This window comes from Nocardia blacklockiae (assembly GCF_015477355.1).
GTDB classification, from domain to species: Bacteria; Actinomycetota; Actinomycetes; order Mycobacteriales; family Mycobacteriaceae; genus Nocardia; species Nocardia blacklockiae.
Genome location: NZ_JADLRJ010000009.1, coordinates 60077 through 75174, shown reverse-complemented (window position 1 = coordinate 75174; position 15098 = coordinate 60077). Strand labels below are relative to the sequence as shown.

Sequence of the window (15098 nt, the reverse complement as noted above, 5' to 3'; positions counted from 1 at the left end):
TGTGACAGAAGTGCTTTCGACCGCCTTGCAGCAGCAGCTGGACAAACGCTACGGGGCCGATGCGCCGGTCGCCGACGGCGTCGGGAACCCGACCCTGGAGGTGCTGCTGCGGCACCGCACCGTGCGGCACTTCCTGCCCGGCGAGGTGAGCGAGACCGAGCTGCGACTGATCATCGCCGCGGCGCAGTCGGCCTCCACCTCGGCCAATTTCCAGTTCACCAGCGTGGTGGTGATCGACGATCCGGCGCTGCGCGACCGGCTGGCCGAACTGGCCGGCGGGCAGCAGCTGGTGCGCGACGCCGCGGTCTTCCTGGTCTGGGTCGCCGACTGGTCGCGCAATATCGCCATCGCCCGGCAGCACGGGCACAGCATCGAGGCCACCGCCTACCTCGACAGCACCGTCTCGAGCATCGTCGACGTCACGCTGTCGGCGCAGAACGCCGCCGTGGCGGCCGAATCACTCGGCTACGGCATCACTTTCGTCGGCGCGCTGCGCAACAACATCGACGCCGTCATCGCGGAGCTGCGCCTGCCGGAGTGGACCTTCCCGGTGTACGGCCTGGCCATCGGCGTGCCCGACCCGACCGATCCCGCCGACATCAAACCCCGCTACGGGCAGAGCGTGGTCGTGCACCGCAACACCTACCGCCCGCCGGACGACGCCGAGGTGCAGGACTACCTGGACCGGATCAACGCCTACTACCGAGAGCAGGAACTTCCGGCGGACTGGGCGAAAAACCGTCTGGCGGGCCGCATCTCGACCAAGGAGAGCCTGCACGGCCGCCAGCACATCCGCCGGACGTTCCACAACCAGGGCTTCGAACTGCGGTAGCCCGCCGCCCTACCGGCTCAGCCAGGCGTCGTGGAACTGCAAGCGCCCCGACGCCTCGAACTTCAAGTCCCGCACCGCGTTCGACACCCCGATCGCCTGCGACAGCTCGATCGTCGGAATCCACAGGCCGTTGTCGATCACCGACTTCTGCGCCTGCCCGATCAGCTGGGCGCGGGCGGCCGGGTCGACGACCTGCAGCTGGTCGTAGAGCACGCGATCCAGCTCCGGAATCGGCCCGCGCGCGTTGAGATTGCGGTCGGCGAGGCCGAAGGTGGTGCGCAGGATGTCGCCGTCGGCGCGGGTGACGTTGTAGTACACCGAGTCGAAGTCCTTGGCGTTCTGGCGCGCCGTGTACTCCGAGTCCGAGGCGACCTGCAACTGCACGTCGACCCCGACCTTGCGCAGCTGCTGCTGCACCAGTTCGAGAATCGCCTGGTTCCCGGCGAACGCGCGGCTGAACAGGATGCCGAAGGACAACCGCACCCCGTCCTTCGACCGGATGCCGTCGCCGCCGGGCACCCACCCGGCCTGGTCGAGCAGGCGGCGCGCGGCGTCGGCGTCGTACCGCAGCTGCCCCGAGAGATCCAGGTACGCGGGCGTTTTCGAGCCGAGCGGGCTGGTGGCGGGCCGGAACTGCGGGCCCAGCACGGTATCCACGAGTTCCTTGCGGTCGATCGCGGGCTCCAGCGCCGCGCGCACCGCCGCGTCGCGCAGCGGCCCGCGGGTGACATTGGGCTGAATCCCGAAGGGGAGCCCGGGGTTCGGCGTCACCTGCACCTTGCCGCCGGCGGCCTCGATCTGCGGCGCGTCCTGCGGCAGGGCGTCACTGACCGCGTCCAGCTGATTCGACGACACGCTGCCCGCCCGCACGCCGGACTCGGGCACCACCGTGAACTCGATCCGATCCAGATACGCCTCACCCTGATGCGCGAAAACCGCAGAGCCCCAGGCGTATCCGGCGCGCTTGGCCAGCGTCGCCGAGGCACCCTGCTTGTACTCGGCGTAGGTGAACGGCCCGCTGCCGATGTTGTCGCCCAAGCAGCGCTCGTCGGCCGACTTCGCGGTGGTGGCGTCGGCGAGAATGCCCAGCTGGGGCGTCGAGGACGCCTGGAGGAACTGCGCGTTCGGCCGGTCGAACTCGACCCGCGCGGTGAGCGGATCCACCACCGTGGTGCCGGTGTAGCCGGACAGGTAGCTCGCGCCCAGCGGGGCCTTCACCCCGGTCAGCGTGCGCACGATCGCGTCGAAGTTTTTCTGCACCGAGGTCGCGGTGAGCGGCGTGCCGTCGCTGAACGTCACGCCCGGCCGCAGGTGGAAGGTGAACGTTCTGGCGTCCGGGCTCACCTCCCAGCTCTGTGCCAGCCACGGCGTGAGCGCGCCCGTCTCCGGGTTCTGGTCGGTCAGCGAATCGACGATCTGCCTTGTGACATACAGGGTTTGGTTGGTCCCCGACTGCGCCGGGTCGGAGCAGGTCGGCGCGAGCGACAGACCGTAGCGCAGGGTGCCGCCCGGTTGCGGCGGACCGGCGGGCGCGTCGCCGCCGGAGCCGGAACCACAGGCCGCGAGCGTCGCGACGGTGGCGACGGCGCCCAGCAGGGCCACGGATCGTTTCATCGAGATCTCCAGAAATGTCATGACTGCTTCTTCGGCAGGCCCGGCGGGTTGACGCGGGACGCGGGCACGGCCTCGCCCCGCAGGCCCCACCGGTCCAGCACCTTCTGATAGGCGCCGTGGTCGATGGCGTATTGCAGCGCGTCGTGGATGGGGCCGATCAGGCCGTTGTCCTTGCGCGTCAGCACCGCGATCTCGGCCTGCAGCGCGTCACCGGCGCCCGAGTAGGTCGCGATGATCTTCGTCTGTCCCGCGGTCGCGGTGTGGTAGACGGCCACCGGGTTGGGCCCGAGCATCCCGTCGATGCGGTGCGAGGCCAGTGCCAGGTAGTAGTCGGTGGTCTGCTGGTAGTAGGCGATATCTATCCTCGGCAGGCCCTCGGCGACGTTCTGCTCGTTCCACTGCACCAGCAGCTGTTCCTGATTCGTCCCGCTACCTACGCCGATCCGCTTGCCTGCCAGAGACTTTCGATCCCGGTACGCCCACGTGGCGTCCTTCGGCACCTCCAGCGCAAGGTTGTCGAGCCGGTAGGTGGCGAAGTCGTACTTCTCCTTGCGCTCCTCGGTGACGGTGACGTTGGAGATGAAGGTGTCCGCGGCGCCGGAGTCGACGGAGACGAAGCCCTGCGCCCAGTCCCCGGCCCGGATGTCGAGCTTCAGCCCGAGGGTGTCGGCGACCAGGTAGGCGAAGTCGATCTCGGACCCGATGTAGGTGCGGTCGTCGTTCGCGGTGAAGCGCAGCGGCGGGCCGGTGGTGGCGGAACCGGTGACGACCAGCGTCCCCCGGTCGCGGATCGCCTGCGGCACCCGGGCGGCGATCGAGTCCACCTGCTCCGCGCGCACCCGGCCCGCCTGCTCCGGCGACAGGTCGAAACTCTGGCCGTCGGCGGTGCGGACCTCGTTTTCCGGTTCGTCGGCGCCGCACGCTCCGGTGAGCAGCGCCGCGGCGAGGAGCGTGACGGCGAGCGCGCGGCGGCGGCCGTTGCGGGCGAAGAACATCCGACTTCCTTTACCTCGAAGCGCCGGCGCGCGCGGCACGCACGAGCCGGGTCGGCTGTCGTGACGGTAAGTGGAATCGGTTGCGGTGTCTGCACTCTCGATCGGCTTGAGCGCAATGCTTGCCCGGGCCACGGGTTCCCCGGGGGCCGATTCGAACGGCCCGGCGATTTCGCTCACGCTGATCCTGTCCGGTGGCAGAACCGCCGCGGTGCCGGACAATCCGAGCTGAGCAGGCTCGCCGCGGTGCCCCGCCGGGTACCGGACCCGTCCATTCGAACCCTCGAGGAGCGCAACGCGTGACCACGTCACTTCCGGTGAATCTCAAGCATGCCAAGGACATTCACCCCAGCGTCGACGTGCCGCTAGTGCAGGACGCCGTGCACCCGGAGCGCACGTTGTGGACGCCCGCGGAACTGCGCGAGCTGACCGAGAAGGTCGCCACCGAGCTGGCCACCCCGCTGCTGGATCTCGTCCGCTTCGACGCCGGGCAGCGCTGGTGGGCGCGGCTGGCGCTGACCATGGGCGTGGAGGTGTGGCTGCTGTCGTGGGCGCCGGGGCAGGGCACCGAGCCGCACGATCACGGCGGGGCGTCGGGGGCCTTCACCGTCACCGTCGGCGAACTGGCGGAGAAGTACCGGCACGCCGGCGGCCCGGTGCAGGACGCGCGCTGGGTGGCCGGGCAGACGGTGGCCTTCGGCCCGCAGCGCGCCCATCAGCTGCACAATCGCAGCGCCCGCCCGGCCGCCTCGGTGCACGCGTACTCCCCGCCGCTGCGCCCGGTGCGCGAGTACCGCGAGCTGACCGATTTCGCGGGCATCTGAGCGAGGCGGCATGATCGGCAGCGAGGAGGTGGCATGAGCAACGTCGACGAGCGCCTGAGCCGCGCGCGCACCCAACTGTTCCGCGTCGAGCCGCGGGAAGCGGCGGCCCTGCAGGGCGACGGCGCGCTGATCGTGGATATCCGGCCGCACGCCGACCGGCTCGAGGAGGGCGAGATCCCCGGCGCGGTGGTGGTGGAGCGCATCGTGCTGGAGTGGCGGCTCGACCCCACGGGCGAGCATCGGCTGCCCGGTCTCACCGCCGACACGCCGGTGATCATCGTGTGCAACGAGGGCTATTCGTCCAGCCTCGCCGCCGCGGACGCGCACGGCCTCGGCCTGCCGCACGCCACCGACATCATCGGCGGCTTCCGCGCGTGGAAGGCCGCGGGCCTCCCGGTCGCACCGGGCGGCTCGCCCGCCGTGCCGTAACGCGCCTGAACTTTCGGTCGGGCAGGTGCGGCGCCAGCGCGCAATAGCGCAGCCGTTCGGCCGATGCGCCGAATTTCGTTCGATACGGTGGCTTGATGCGGAAGAACGATGACCCGGCGCGGCCCGCAGCGGCGAAGACCGCGGTAGCGCTCGACGACGTCGACCGGATTCTGCTGGACGAACTGGCCCGCGACGGGCGCATGACCAACAACGCGCTGGCGGCGGCGGCCGGGATCGCGCCGTCCACCTGTCTGGGCCGGGTCCGGTCGCTGGTCGAGCGCGGCGTCATCCGTGGCTTCCACGCCGACATCGATCCGGCGGCGCTGGGCCGCAGCCTGCAGGCGATGGTCTCGGTGCGGGTGCAGGCCAACGCGCGCAAGCACCTCGCCGAGTTCGGCGAACAGCTGGCCGCGCTCGACGAGGTGCTCAACGTCTACTTCATCGCGGGCGCCGACGACTTCCTGGTGCACGTCGCCACCGCCGACACCGAGGGCCTGCGCCTGTTCGTGCTGGAGAACCTGAGCGCGCATCCCGCGGTCGCGCGGACCGAGACGATCCTCATCTTCGAACACGTCCGGCCGCGCGTCCGCCCGGGCCGCTGATTCCCTACACCGACGCGAACGGCTGTGCGGTGTAGCCGTGCGCGGCGGCCACGCTCTCCGACAGCAGCTGTCCCTGATGGGTGCTCAGGCCTTGCTTGAGCCCCGGATCGGCCGCGACCGCCGCGCGCCAGCCGCGGTCGGCGAGCGCGCACACGTACGGCAGCGTGGCGTTGGTGAGCGCCACGGTCGAGGTGTAGGGCACCGCGCCGGGCATGTTGGCCACGCAGTAGAACACCGACCGATGCACCTGGTAGGTCGGCTCGGCGTGGGTGGTCGGGCGCGAGTCGGCGAAGCAGCCGCCCTGATCGATGGCGATGTCGACGAGCACCGAACCCGGCTTCATCTGCTCGACCAGTTCGTGGGAGACCAGCTTCGGGGCCTTGGCGCCCGGCACCAGCACCGCACCGATCACCAGGTCGGCGGCGCGCACCGAATTCTCCACCTCCTGCGCGTTGGAGATCACCGTGCGCACCCGGCCCTGGTACTGCGCGTCCAGTTCGCGCAGCGGGGCCACGTTCAGATCCAGCACCGTCACGTCGGCGTGCATGCCGACCGCGACCGCGACCGCGTTGCGCCCGGCCACACCGGCGCCGAGCACCACGACCTCGGCCGGCCGGGTGCCGGGGACGCCGCCCATCAGCACGCCGCGGCCGCCGCCGCTGCGCATCAGGTGATAGGCGCCCGCCTGCGGGGCGAGCCGGCCCGCGACCTCGCTCATCGGCGCCAGCAGCGGCAGCGACCCGTCGCGGCCCGTGACGGTCTCGTAGGCGATCGAGGTGATGCCCGAGCGCAGCAGCGCGTCGGTGCACTCCGCGGACGCCGCGAGGTGCAGGTAGGTGAACAGCACCTGGCCCTCCCGCATCCGCGAATACTCCTCGGCGACAGGCTCTTTCACCTTCAGCACCAGATCGGCGACGCCCCAGACCGCGTCGGCCGAGTCCAGGATGCGCGCGCCGGCCAGGGCGTAGGCGTTGTCGTCGAAGGCCGACCCGGCCCCGGCGCCGGCCTCGACGAACACCTCGTGGCCGCGCGCCACCAGCTCGCGCACCCCGGCCGGGGTGCCCGCGACCCGATACTCGTGGTTCTTGACCTCACGGGGAATTCCGATCTTCACCTGTGCTCCTGTATCCGCTGATGTGGTCGGTGCGAGGCGGCGGTCCGCGCTGATCGAGCCACACCCGCCGTTGGGAAAAGTATGAATAAACTGCGATGAGAGATCTATCTTGATGAAGATAATTCTCCATTACGGCGATGTATCGTTCAGATAAGCGGTGCGGCACCCCTGGACAGGTCTCCGCCCGAAGCATCTTCGAGACGCCGGAACCCCTAGGCGGGCGGCTCGTGCGGCTCGTCCCAGATCAGCGCCAGGAACAGCCGCGCCCGCTCGCGCGGCGAGTCGAGCCGGTCGCCGTACAGCTCGCGCAGCCGGGCCAGCCGGTAGCGCACGGTCTGCGGGTGGATGTGCAGTTCGTGCGCGATCGCCTGCCGGTCCCCCATCTGCCACAGCCAGCTGCGCAGCGTCTCGATCAGGCGTTCGCGGGTGCCTGCCGGTAGTTCGAGCAGCGGCCGCAGCACCTGCTCGCGCAGTACCGAGAGCAACCACTCGTCGCGATTGGCGATGATGGTGTCGAGCTGGTCGCCGACCAGCACCGGGCTGTCGCGCAGCACCCCGCCGCGCCGCAGCCGCAGCGCGGTCTGGGCGATGTGCATCCCGACCGGCAGCAGGTCCAGCGTCAGCGGCCCGCCGATCACCACCGCGCGGCCCTGGAACGCCGCAGCCAGGCGCGGCAGGTGGCCGCCGCCGTTGCCGCTCGGCACGATCACGCCGGTGGCGTCGGGGCGGCGGATCGGCAGCGCGTTGAGGCCGAGCCGGTCCAGGGCCGTGCGGGAATCGGCGTCGTCGGGGTCGGCGAGCACCACCGCCGCGTCGGTCGGCAGCGGCCAGCTGGCCCGGGTGGCCGCGGCACGCACGTCGGTGGTGTCGGAACGCCCGGAGAGCAGCAGTTCGGCCAGTTCCTCGCGGCGGCGTTCGCGGGCGGCGCTGGCCGTGGACTGTTCCAGCACGTACCCGTGCGCCGACGCGGTGGAGAACTCGTCGACGAAGACGAAGACCGCCTCGGCGAGCGCGGCCAGGACCTGCGGCTCGAGTTCCAGCTCGAGCGCGGTCGCGGCGACGTGGCGCCACGCCACCCGCGCGCCCACCTGGTAGGCGGTGAGCAGATAGGACAGCTCGAAACCGTCCTGGAAGTGCCGTCGGCCGATCTGCTCGAACACCAGCCGGGCGCGCGTGTACTCGCCGTCGCGGGGTCTGGGGCCAGGGCCGTGCTCGGCCATCTCCAGCAGGCTGTGCACGAACAGGACGCCGGCCTCGGCGACATCGGGGTGGTGCTGATCGAGGAAGCCGGCGTAGTTGGGCCATTCGGCGGCGAGCATGTCCCGCACGTCGTCGAGCAGGACGGGCATTCTAGCATCGAGTTCGGTCGCCAGTCGTTCCACGGCGTCCGGTTTAACCTGGAATTCCCTGTCGGAGTTGCTCATTCGAATCCCTCCGGCTTCCATTATCGCGCGGTGACAAATACGACCGTCCGAAATCACCTCGATTGTTGAAGAATTGCGCGCAGGGTAGCGCTCACCATCGAGTAATGGACGCAGCCACGGCCGGGCCACGCCGAATGCGTGCCCGCGAACAGGAGGAGAACTTCCCCGTCGCGCTGCGCTGGCTGCCCCGCGACCAGCGCGATCACCTGCACGCGGTGTACGCCACGGCCCGCCTGATCGACGATGTCGGCGATCGGGCGCCCGGCGACCGCACCGCGCGGCTGCTGGCGCTGCGTGCCGATCTGGCATTGATCTGGTCCGGCGGCGCACCGTCGAACCCCGTATTCGCGGCGCTCGCGCCGACGGTGGCCGCGTGCGCGCTGGAGCAGGAGCCTTTTCAGAACCTGATCGAGGCGAATCTGGTCGACCAGCGGGTGGCGCGGTATCCGGCCTTCGCGGATCTGGTGGATTACTGCCGGCTGTCGGCGGATCCGATCGGGCGGCTGGTGCTCGCGGTGTTCGGTCAGGCCACGCCCGCGGCCGTCGCGCTGTCGGATCGGGTGTGTACCGCGTTGCAGGTGCTCGAGCACTGTCAGGACGTCGCCGAGGACTATCGGGCCGGGCGCGTGTATCTGCCGCAGCGGGACCTCACCGACTTCGGGGTGTCCGAGGGGCAGCTCGGCACCGGCGGCCCCGCCGAGCCGGGCTGCCGGGCGGTGGTCCTGCGCCAGGTGGACCGGGCGATGGACCTGCTCGACGAAGGGGCGGCCCTGGTCGGCCGCCTGACCGGGTGGGCGCGCATGGCGGTGGCGGGATATGTGGCGGGCGGTTACGCGACGGCACGCGCGGTGCGCGCCGCCGACGGGGACGTGTGGCTGCGCAAGGCCACCCCGCGCCACGTCGACACCGTGCGGACGATGGTGGCGCTGCTGGGCCGGGCGGCGGTGGTCACCCGATGACGGCCACCCTCCCCACTCGCACCGAGGCCTACGCCGCGTGCGAGCGGATCACCCGGACCGAGGCCAAGAACTTCTACTACGGGATCCGGCTGCTGCCGCCGGAGAAACGCTCGGCGCTGTGCGCGCTGTACGCGCTGGCCCGCCGGATCGACGACATCGGCGACGGCGAGCTGCCCGCCGCCGCCAAGACCGAGGAGCTGGCCCTGCTGCGCAAGCAGCTGGACGATTGCGCGGGCCAGGACGATCCGGTGCTGCTCGCGGTGGCCGACACCGCGCGGCGCTACCCGGTGCCGATGTCGGCGTTCGGCGAGCTGATCGACGGCGTGCAGCGCGACGTGGACGGGGTCCGCTACGCCGACTTCGCCGAATTGACCACGTACTGCCGGTGTGTCGCGGGCGCGGTGGGCCGGTTGTGCCTCTCGGTCTTCGGCACCGGGACCGACCCGCGGGCCCCGCTGTTCGCCGACCAGCTCGGTATCGCGTTGCAGCAGACCAACATTCTGCGCGACATCCGCGAGGATCTCGGCAACGGCCGCGTCTATCTGCCCGTCGACGACCTGGCCCGGTACGGCGCCCGGCTCGAATTCGACGCCACCGGCGCGCTCGACGACCCCGACGGGCGGCTCGCGGCGCTGATCCGCGACGCCGCCGAGCGCGCCGAGAACTGGTACTGCCTGGGCCTGCGGCTGCTGCCCGAGCTGGACGGCCGCAGCGCCGCCTGCTGCGCCGCCATGGCCGGCATCTACCGGCAGCTCAACGCCCGCATCCGCGCCAATCCCGCGGCGGTCTACGACCGGCGGCTGTCGCTGTCGGGGTGGGAGAAGGCCCGGGTGGCGTCGAGTGCGCTGCTGCGGTCCTCGGCGGCGCTCGGCGAGGAGCGGCCCCGCACCCGGCGGAGCACGCGGTGAGCGCCCGCGTCGCCGTGGTCGGCGGCGGCCTCGCCGGTATCACGGCCGCTCTGGCCTGCGCCGACGCCGGACACCGCGTGACCCTCTTGGAATCCCGGACACGGCTCGGCGGCCTGACCTACTCGTTCGACCGCGGCGGCCTGCACGTGGACAACGGCCAGCACGTATTCCTGCGCTGCTGCGACCGCTACCGCGCGCTACTGCGCCGCCTCGGAGTCGAAGGCGACGTGAATCTCCAAGAGCGCCTGGACATTCCGGTGCGCGGCCCACACCCGCGAGACCTGCTCACGGGCAGCGTCGAGGCCCCGGCCGTCACCGGGCGGTTGCGGCGGCTGGCGGTGCCCGCGCCGCTGCATCTGAGTTGGGCGTTGTTGCGTTATCCGTGGGTGTCGACCGTGGGTCGGGCGAAATTCGTGCGGGCCGCGCTGGCGTTGCGGGCCGTCGACCCCGGTGATCCGCGGAGCGACGAGACGAGTTTCGGGGACTGGCTGCGGGCGCACGGGCAGGATCGGGCGGCGATCGAGAGCCTGTGGGAGCTGGTCGGGATCGCGACGCTCAACGCGCGCGCGGACGACGTGTCCCTTGCCCTGGCCGCCACCGTTTTTCAGATCGGCCTGCTCACCCACTCGGACGCCGCCGATATCGGGTGGTCGCGGGTGCCGCTGGGGCAACTGCACGGTGAGGCGGCGAGCCGGGCGCTCGCCGCCGCCGGGGTGGCGGTGGAGACGCGGGCGAAAGTCGCCGGCATTCAACGCAACCCGGCCGGTTGGACGGTGTCGGCCGATGGCGAACCGTACGACGCGGACGCCGTCGTGCTGGCCGTGCCACCGGACGCGGCGGCCGCGCTGCTGCCGCCGGGCGCGGTCGACCTGCCACCGAACTGGGCGACGGCGCTGGGCAGTTCGCCGATCATCAACGTGCACACCGTCTTCGACCGGAAGGTGATGGCCGAACCGTTCCTGGCCGGGCTGGGGACCGACGCGCAGTGGGTGTTCGACCGCACCGAGGCCGCCGGGCTCGGCGGTCCGGACGGAAGCGGGCGCGAAAGCGATTCCGCCCTACAGTATCTGGCCGTCTCCGTATCCGCCGCCGACGCCCTCGTGGACCTGCCCACGGCCGAACTGCGCCGCCGCTTCCTGCCCGCCCTGCACCGTCTGCTCCCCGCCGCCCGCGCCGCCGAGGTACGCGACTTCTTCGTCACCCGCGAGCGCCACGCGACCTTCCGCCCGTCCCCCGGCACCGCCCGCCTGCGCCCCGCGGCCCGCACCGCGCTGCCCGGCCTGCACCTGGCCGGTGCGTGGACCGCCACCGGCTGGCCCGCGACCATGGAGGGCGCCGTGCGCAGCGGCGAAACCGCCGCCGCCGCAGTGCTTTCCGAGCACGCCCGGACGCCGGAGGCGGTCCGATGACGCGGGCGGCACACGACTTCGAACAGCACCCGGCACGTGTAACGGAGGTGGTTCGGTGACAACGACAACCCTGTCCGCCGTCGGCACCGGCAGCGACGCGGTGCGAGCCGCCCTGCGCGAAGCGGTGAGCCGGCTCGACGAGACCATCCGGCCAGTGGTCTCCTACCACTTCGGTTGGAGCGACCAGCACGGCCAGCCCGTGGAGGGCAACGGCGGCAAGTCGATCCGGTCCCGGCTGGCGTTGCTCGCGGCGGAGGCGACCGGCGGCGACGCCGCGGCGGCGGTCCCCGGCGCGGTCGCGGTGGAACTGGTGCACAACTTCTCCCTCGTCCACGACGACCTCATGGACCGCGATACCACCCGCCGGCATCGGGCGACGGTGTGGGCCCTGTGGGGCGACCCCGTCGCGGTGCTGGCCGGGGACGCGATGCTGGCGCTGGCGCACGAGGTGCTGCTGGATTGCGGTGCGCCCCAGGCGGTCCCGGCCGCCCGGGTGGTCGGCACGGCGACCCGGGAGCTGATCCGCGGACAGGCCGCCGACGTCGAGTTCGAACAGCGCAGCGAGGTGAGCCTGGCCGAGTGCGTGCGGATGGCCGCGGGCAAGACGGCGGCGCTGCTGTCGGCGAGCGCGGCGGTCGGCGCGGTTCTCGCCGGCGCCCGCCCCCGCACGGTCACCGCGATGGAGCACTACGGCCACCACGTCGGCCTGGCCTTCCAGCTGGTGGACGACCTGCTCGGCATCTGGGGCGAGCCGGAGGTGACCGGCAAGCCGGTCTGGTCGGATCTGCGCTCCCGCAAGAAGTCGCTGCCCGTCGTGTGGACGCTCGAGGCCGGCGGGACGACGGGACACGAACTGGCACAGTGGCTCTCGCGACCCGAGCCGCCCGACGAGGAGAGCCTGCGGCACGCGGCCGACCTCGTCGACCGCGGCGGCGGCCGGCGGTGGGCCCGCAACGAGGCGCGGCGGCGGGTCGCGCTGGCCGAGCAGTCCCTGGCCGCCGTGCCGATGCCGCCGCAGTCCCGGCGCGAATTGACCGACCTGGCCGAGTTCATCGTCGAACGGAGTGCGTGAGCATGACAGTGACCGCGACGACCGGCACCCGGGCCGACGACCTCGCCCCCGCCCGCGACGCGCTGCGGGCGGCGGTCGGCCACCTGCGCTCCCGCCAGGACGAAAAAGGTTGGTGGAAAGGCGAACTGGCCACCAACGTGACGATGGACGCCGAGGACCTGCTGCTGCGCGCGTTCCTGGGCATCAGCACCCCGGAGGTGACCGAGCCGGCGGCCCGCTGGATCCGGTCCCAGCAGCGCGACGACGGCACCTGGGCCACCTTCCACGGCGGGCCCGGCGACCTGTCCACCACCGCCGAGGCGTGGGTGGCGCTGCGGCTGGCCGGCGACTCGCCGGACGCGCCGCACATGCGGGCCGCCGCGGAGTTCGTGCGCGCGAGCGGCGGCATCGAGTCTGCCCGCGTGTTCACCCGAATCTGGTTGGCGCTGTTCGGCTTGTGGTCGTGGGACGACCTGCCCAACCTGCCACCCGAGCTCATCTTCCTGCCGTCCTGGTTTCCGCTGAACATCTACGACTGGGGCTGCTGGGCCCGCCAGACCGTGGTGCCGCTGACGGTCGTGGCGACGCTGCGACCGGTTCGCCCGCTGCCCTTCGGCATCGACGAACTACGAGCCGGAACCGCTCCCCGGCAACGCGATTCGATCGTCAGCGTCGCCGGGGTGTTCCAGCGCCTGGACACCGTGCTGCACGGCTACGCGCGCCGCCCGCTCGGCTGGGTGCGCGAGCTGGCCATGCGGCAGGCGGCGGAATGGATCCTGGCCCGCCAGGAAGCCGACGGCGGGTGGGGCGGCATCCAGCCCCCGTGGGTGTATTCGCTGCTGGCGCTGCATCTGCTCGGCTACCCCCTCGATCATCCGGCCGTGCGGGCCGGGCTGGACGGACTCGAGGGTTTCGTCGTCCGCGAGCACACCCCCGACGGCGAGGTGCGCCGCCTGGAGGCCTGCCAGTCGCCGGTGTGGGACACCGCGCTGGCCGTGGCCGCGCTGCTGGAGGCGGGCGAGCCCGCCGACGACCCGGCGGTGCTGCGCGCCACCGACTGGCTGCTGGCCGAACAGGTCACCGCGGGCGGCGACTGGCAGGTCCGCCGCCCGGACCTCGCCTCCGGCGGCTGGGCGTTCGAATTCGAGAACGACCGCTACCCCGACACCGACGACACCTCGCTGATAGTCCTCGCCCTGCACCGGGTTTCACATCCCGACCCCGCCCGGCTGCGCACGGCCCTCCGGCGCGCGGCCGAATGGACCGTCGGCATGCAGTCCGCCGACGGCGGCTGGGCCGCCTTCGACGCCGACAACACCTCCGCACTGCCGGCCGCGCTGCCGTTCTGCGACTTCGGCGCGGTCACCGATCCGCCGTCGGCCGACGTGACCGCGCACGTGGTGGAGATGCTCGCCGCGCTGGGCCGCGGCGCGGACGAGGAGTGCCGCCGGGGCGTGCGCTGGCTGCTCGAGCACCAGGAACGGGACGGTTCCTGGTTCGGCCGCTGGGGCGCCAACCATGTCTACGGCACCGGCGCGGCGGTCCCCGCCCTGGTCGCCGCCGGCGTCGACCCGCGCTCGGCCCCGATCCGGGCGGCCGTGCGCTGGCTGCGCACCCATCAGAACCGCGACGGCGGCTGGGGCGAGGACCTGCGGTCGTATCGCGACGCGGCCTGGATCGGACACGGCGAGTCCACGGCCTCGCAGACCGCCTGGGCCCTGCTGGCGCTGCTGGCCGCGGAGGTGGACGGCCCGATGGTGGAGCGCGGCGTCCGATGGCTGGTGGACACCCAGCGCCCGGACGGCGGCTGGGACGAGGACCTGTTCACCGGCACCGGATTTCCCGGCGACTTCTACATCAACTACCACCTGTACCGGATCGTCTTCCCGATCTGGGCGCTCGGGCGGTATCTGCGCGGACCGGCCGCGGCCCGCCTCGGCCGGACGGAGGACTGACCGTGCCGTCCGGAATCGTCTGTGCCCCACTACGCAGCGAGTGGGCGGCCTTGCGCGGCGCGATCACGACACCGGTCGTGCGCACCGGCCGCGGCCCCACCCACCGGCTCGAGACCACGGCCGGGCCGATCGCCGTGGCCGGCGTGGCGGGCGGCCTGGACCCGCGCGTACTGCCCGGCGATCTCGTTGTCGCACAGGAGATCCGGCGCGACGGCACGGCGCTGCCCAGCAAGGCCGCGCCCCTGCTGTACGCGGCGCTGCGACGGCTCGGCCTGCGCGTGCACCTGGGCCCCATCCATTCCGCCGAGCGCATCGTCGACGGCGCGGCGCGCACCCGGCTGGCCGCCACCGGCGCGCTCGCCGTGGACACCGAGTCGGCGTTCCTGGCCGACGCGGTCCCCGACGGCCGCACCGTCGTGATCCGGGCCGTCGTCGACACCCTGGACGCCCCGCTGGTGCATCCGGGGACGGTGCTGCGCGGCATCCGGGCACTGCACGCGTTGCGCTGCGCCGCACCGGTTCTCGATCTGTGGTCGGCGGCGCTCGGGCAGCGCGAGGTGCTGCTGTTCGGCTCCTCGGACGCGCCGCCCGCGCCGCCACCGGGTAGCCGAACCCGTTCGCGGAGTGTGGATCTCGTGCTGATGCTCCGCTCTCCGGCGGACGCCACACCCGCGACCACGCCCCGAACCGGGCGCGTCACCGGCAGATACGTCTGGACCGCGCCGGGCCGCGCCGAACGCCTCGACGCGGGATTGGCGGAACTGGCCGCCAATCGCGGCATTCCGGTTCATCCGGTGGACCGCGTCGACGACGTGGACCTGGCGTTGCTGCGCGCCGCCCGCCGCATCGCGGTGAGCGCCACCGCGTCCACCCCACCGGAACTGATCACCGATCTGCTCGACGCTCTCGCCGGCCTCGGCCCGGTGCGGGTGCGATCCACCACGGTCGCCGACGAAGTTCGTTCCACCCTCGGGAGGTGAGTTGA

The 15098-nt window shown here is 72.1% G+C and carries 14 protein-coding genes; 10 read left to right on the top strand and 4 right to left on the bottom strand.

Annotated features, from left to right (window positions below; all coding sequences use genetic code 11):
- Position 1 precedes the first annotated feature (1 nt).
- Positions 2–832: a nitroreductase family protein gene (locus IU476_RS25175; RefSeq protein WP_195104086.1), complete on the top strand. Its 831-nt coding sequence runs from the start codon at positions 2–4 to the stop codon at positions 830–832.
- 9 nt (positions 833–841) lie between these two features.
- Here the strand turns inward: IU476_RS25175 and IU476_RS25170 are convergent, their stop codons facing one another.
- Together IU476_RS25170 and IU476_RS25165 are read right to left on the bottom strand one after the other, a co-directional pair.
- Positions 842–2467: an ABC transporter substrate-binding protein gene (locus IU476_RS25170; RefSeq protein ID WP_228824309.1), complete on the bottom strand. Its 1626-nt coding sequence runs from the start codon at positions 2465–2467 to the stop codon at positions 842–844.
- Entirely contained in the window at positions 2464–3441 is a 978-nt protein-coding gene (locus tag IU476_RS25165; protein WP_195104085.1) for an ABC transporter substrate-binding protein, read from the bottom strand. The genes IU476_RS25170 and IU476_RS25165 overlap by 4 nt, the downstream gene beginning before the upstream one ends.
- A gap of 296 nt (positions 3442–3737) precedes the next feature.
- Between IU476_RS25165 and IU476_RS25160 the strand changes: the two genes are divergently transcribed.
- From IU476_RS25160 to IU476_RS25150, 3 genes are all read left to right on the top strand, one after another.
- On the top strand, positions 3738–4262 hold the full coding sequence (locus IU476_RS25160) for a cysteine dioxygenase (protein WP_195104083.1): 525 nt from the start codon (positions 3738–3740) through the stop codon (positions 4260–4262).
- 33 nt (positions 4263–4295) lie between these two features.
- Positions 4296–4691, top strand: coding sequence for a rhodanese-like domain-containing protein (locus IU476_RS25155; protein WP_195104080.1), 396 nt, complete (start codon positions 4296–4298; stop codon positions 4689–4691).
- Positions 4692–4786: 95 nt separating this feature from the next.
- Positions 4787–5293, top strand: a complete 507-nt coding sequence (locus IU476_RS25150) for an Lrp/AsnC family transcriptional regulator (RefSeq protein ID WP_195104078.1) — start codon at positions 4787–4789, stop codon at positions 5291–5293.
- Between the two features lie 4 nt (positions 5294–5297).
- On the opposite strand, the gene ald is transcribed toward IU476_RS25150, so the two are convergent.
- The gene (gene ald / locus IU476_RS25145) at positions 5298–6407 is read right to left on the bottom strand and encodes an alanine dehydrogenase (protein WP_195104076.1); all 1110 of its coding nucleotides are present in this window, start codon (positions 6405–6407) and stop codon (positions 5298–5300) included.
- 212 nt (positions 6408–6619) lie between these two features.
- Entirely contained in the window at positions 6620–7831 is a 1212-nt protein-coding gene (locus tag IU476_RS25140) for a PucR family transcriptional regulator (RefSeq protein WP_195104073.1), read from the bottom strand.
- A 104-nt stretch (positions 7832–7935) separates the two neighbouring features.
- Between IU476_RS25140 and hpnC the strand changes: the two genes are divergently transcribed.
- The 6 genes from hpnC to IU476_RS25110 are packed head-to-tail and all read left to right on the top strand — an operon-like array spanning position 7936 to position 15093.
- A complete protein-coding gene (hpnC, locus tag IU476_RS25135; RefSeq protein ID WP_228824308.1) occupies positions 7936–8790 on the top strand; it encodes a squalene synthase HpnC in 855 nt (284 codons plus the stop codon).
- Entirely contained in the window at positions 8787–9698 is a 912-nt protein-coding gene (gene hpnD, locus IU476_RS25130) for a presqualene diphosphate synthase HpnD (protein ID WP_195104072.1), read from the top strand. The genes hpnC and hpnD overlap by 4 nt, the downstream gene beginning before the upstream one ends.
- Positions 9695–11107: a hydroxysqualene dehydroxylase HpnE gene (gene hpnE, locus IU476_RS25125; protein WP_195104071.1), complete on the top strand. Its 1413-nt coding sequence runs from the start codon at positions 9695–9697 to the stop codon at positions 11105–11107. The genes hpnD and hpnE overlap by 4 nt, the downstream gene beginning before the upstream one ends.
- Before the next feature lie 55 nt (positions 11108–11162).
- Entirely contained in the window at positions 11163–12179 is a 1017-nt protein-coding gene (locus IU476_RS25120) for a polyprenyl synthetase family protein (protein WP_195104070.1), read from the top strand.
- 2 nt (positions 12180–12181) lie between these two features.
- On the top strand, positions 12182–14113 hold the full coding sequence (gene shc / locus IU476_RS25115; protein WP_195104069.1) for a squalene--hopene cyclase: 1932 nt from the start codon (positions 12182–12184) through the stop codon (positions 14111–14113).
- A 2-nt stretch (positions 14114–14115) separates the two neighbouring features.
- Positions 14116–15093 carry a phosphorylase family protein gene (locus IU476_RS25110; protein WP_195104068.1) on the top strand — a complete coding sequence of 326 codons (978 nt, stop codon included), beginning with the start codon at positions 14116–14118 and terminating at the stop codon, positions 15091–15093.
- The last annotated feature ends 5 nt before the right edge of the window (positions 15094–15098 follow it).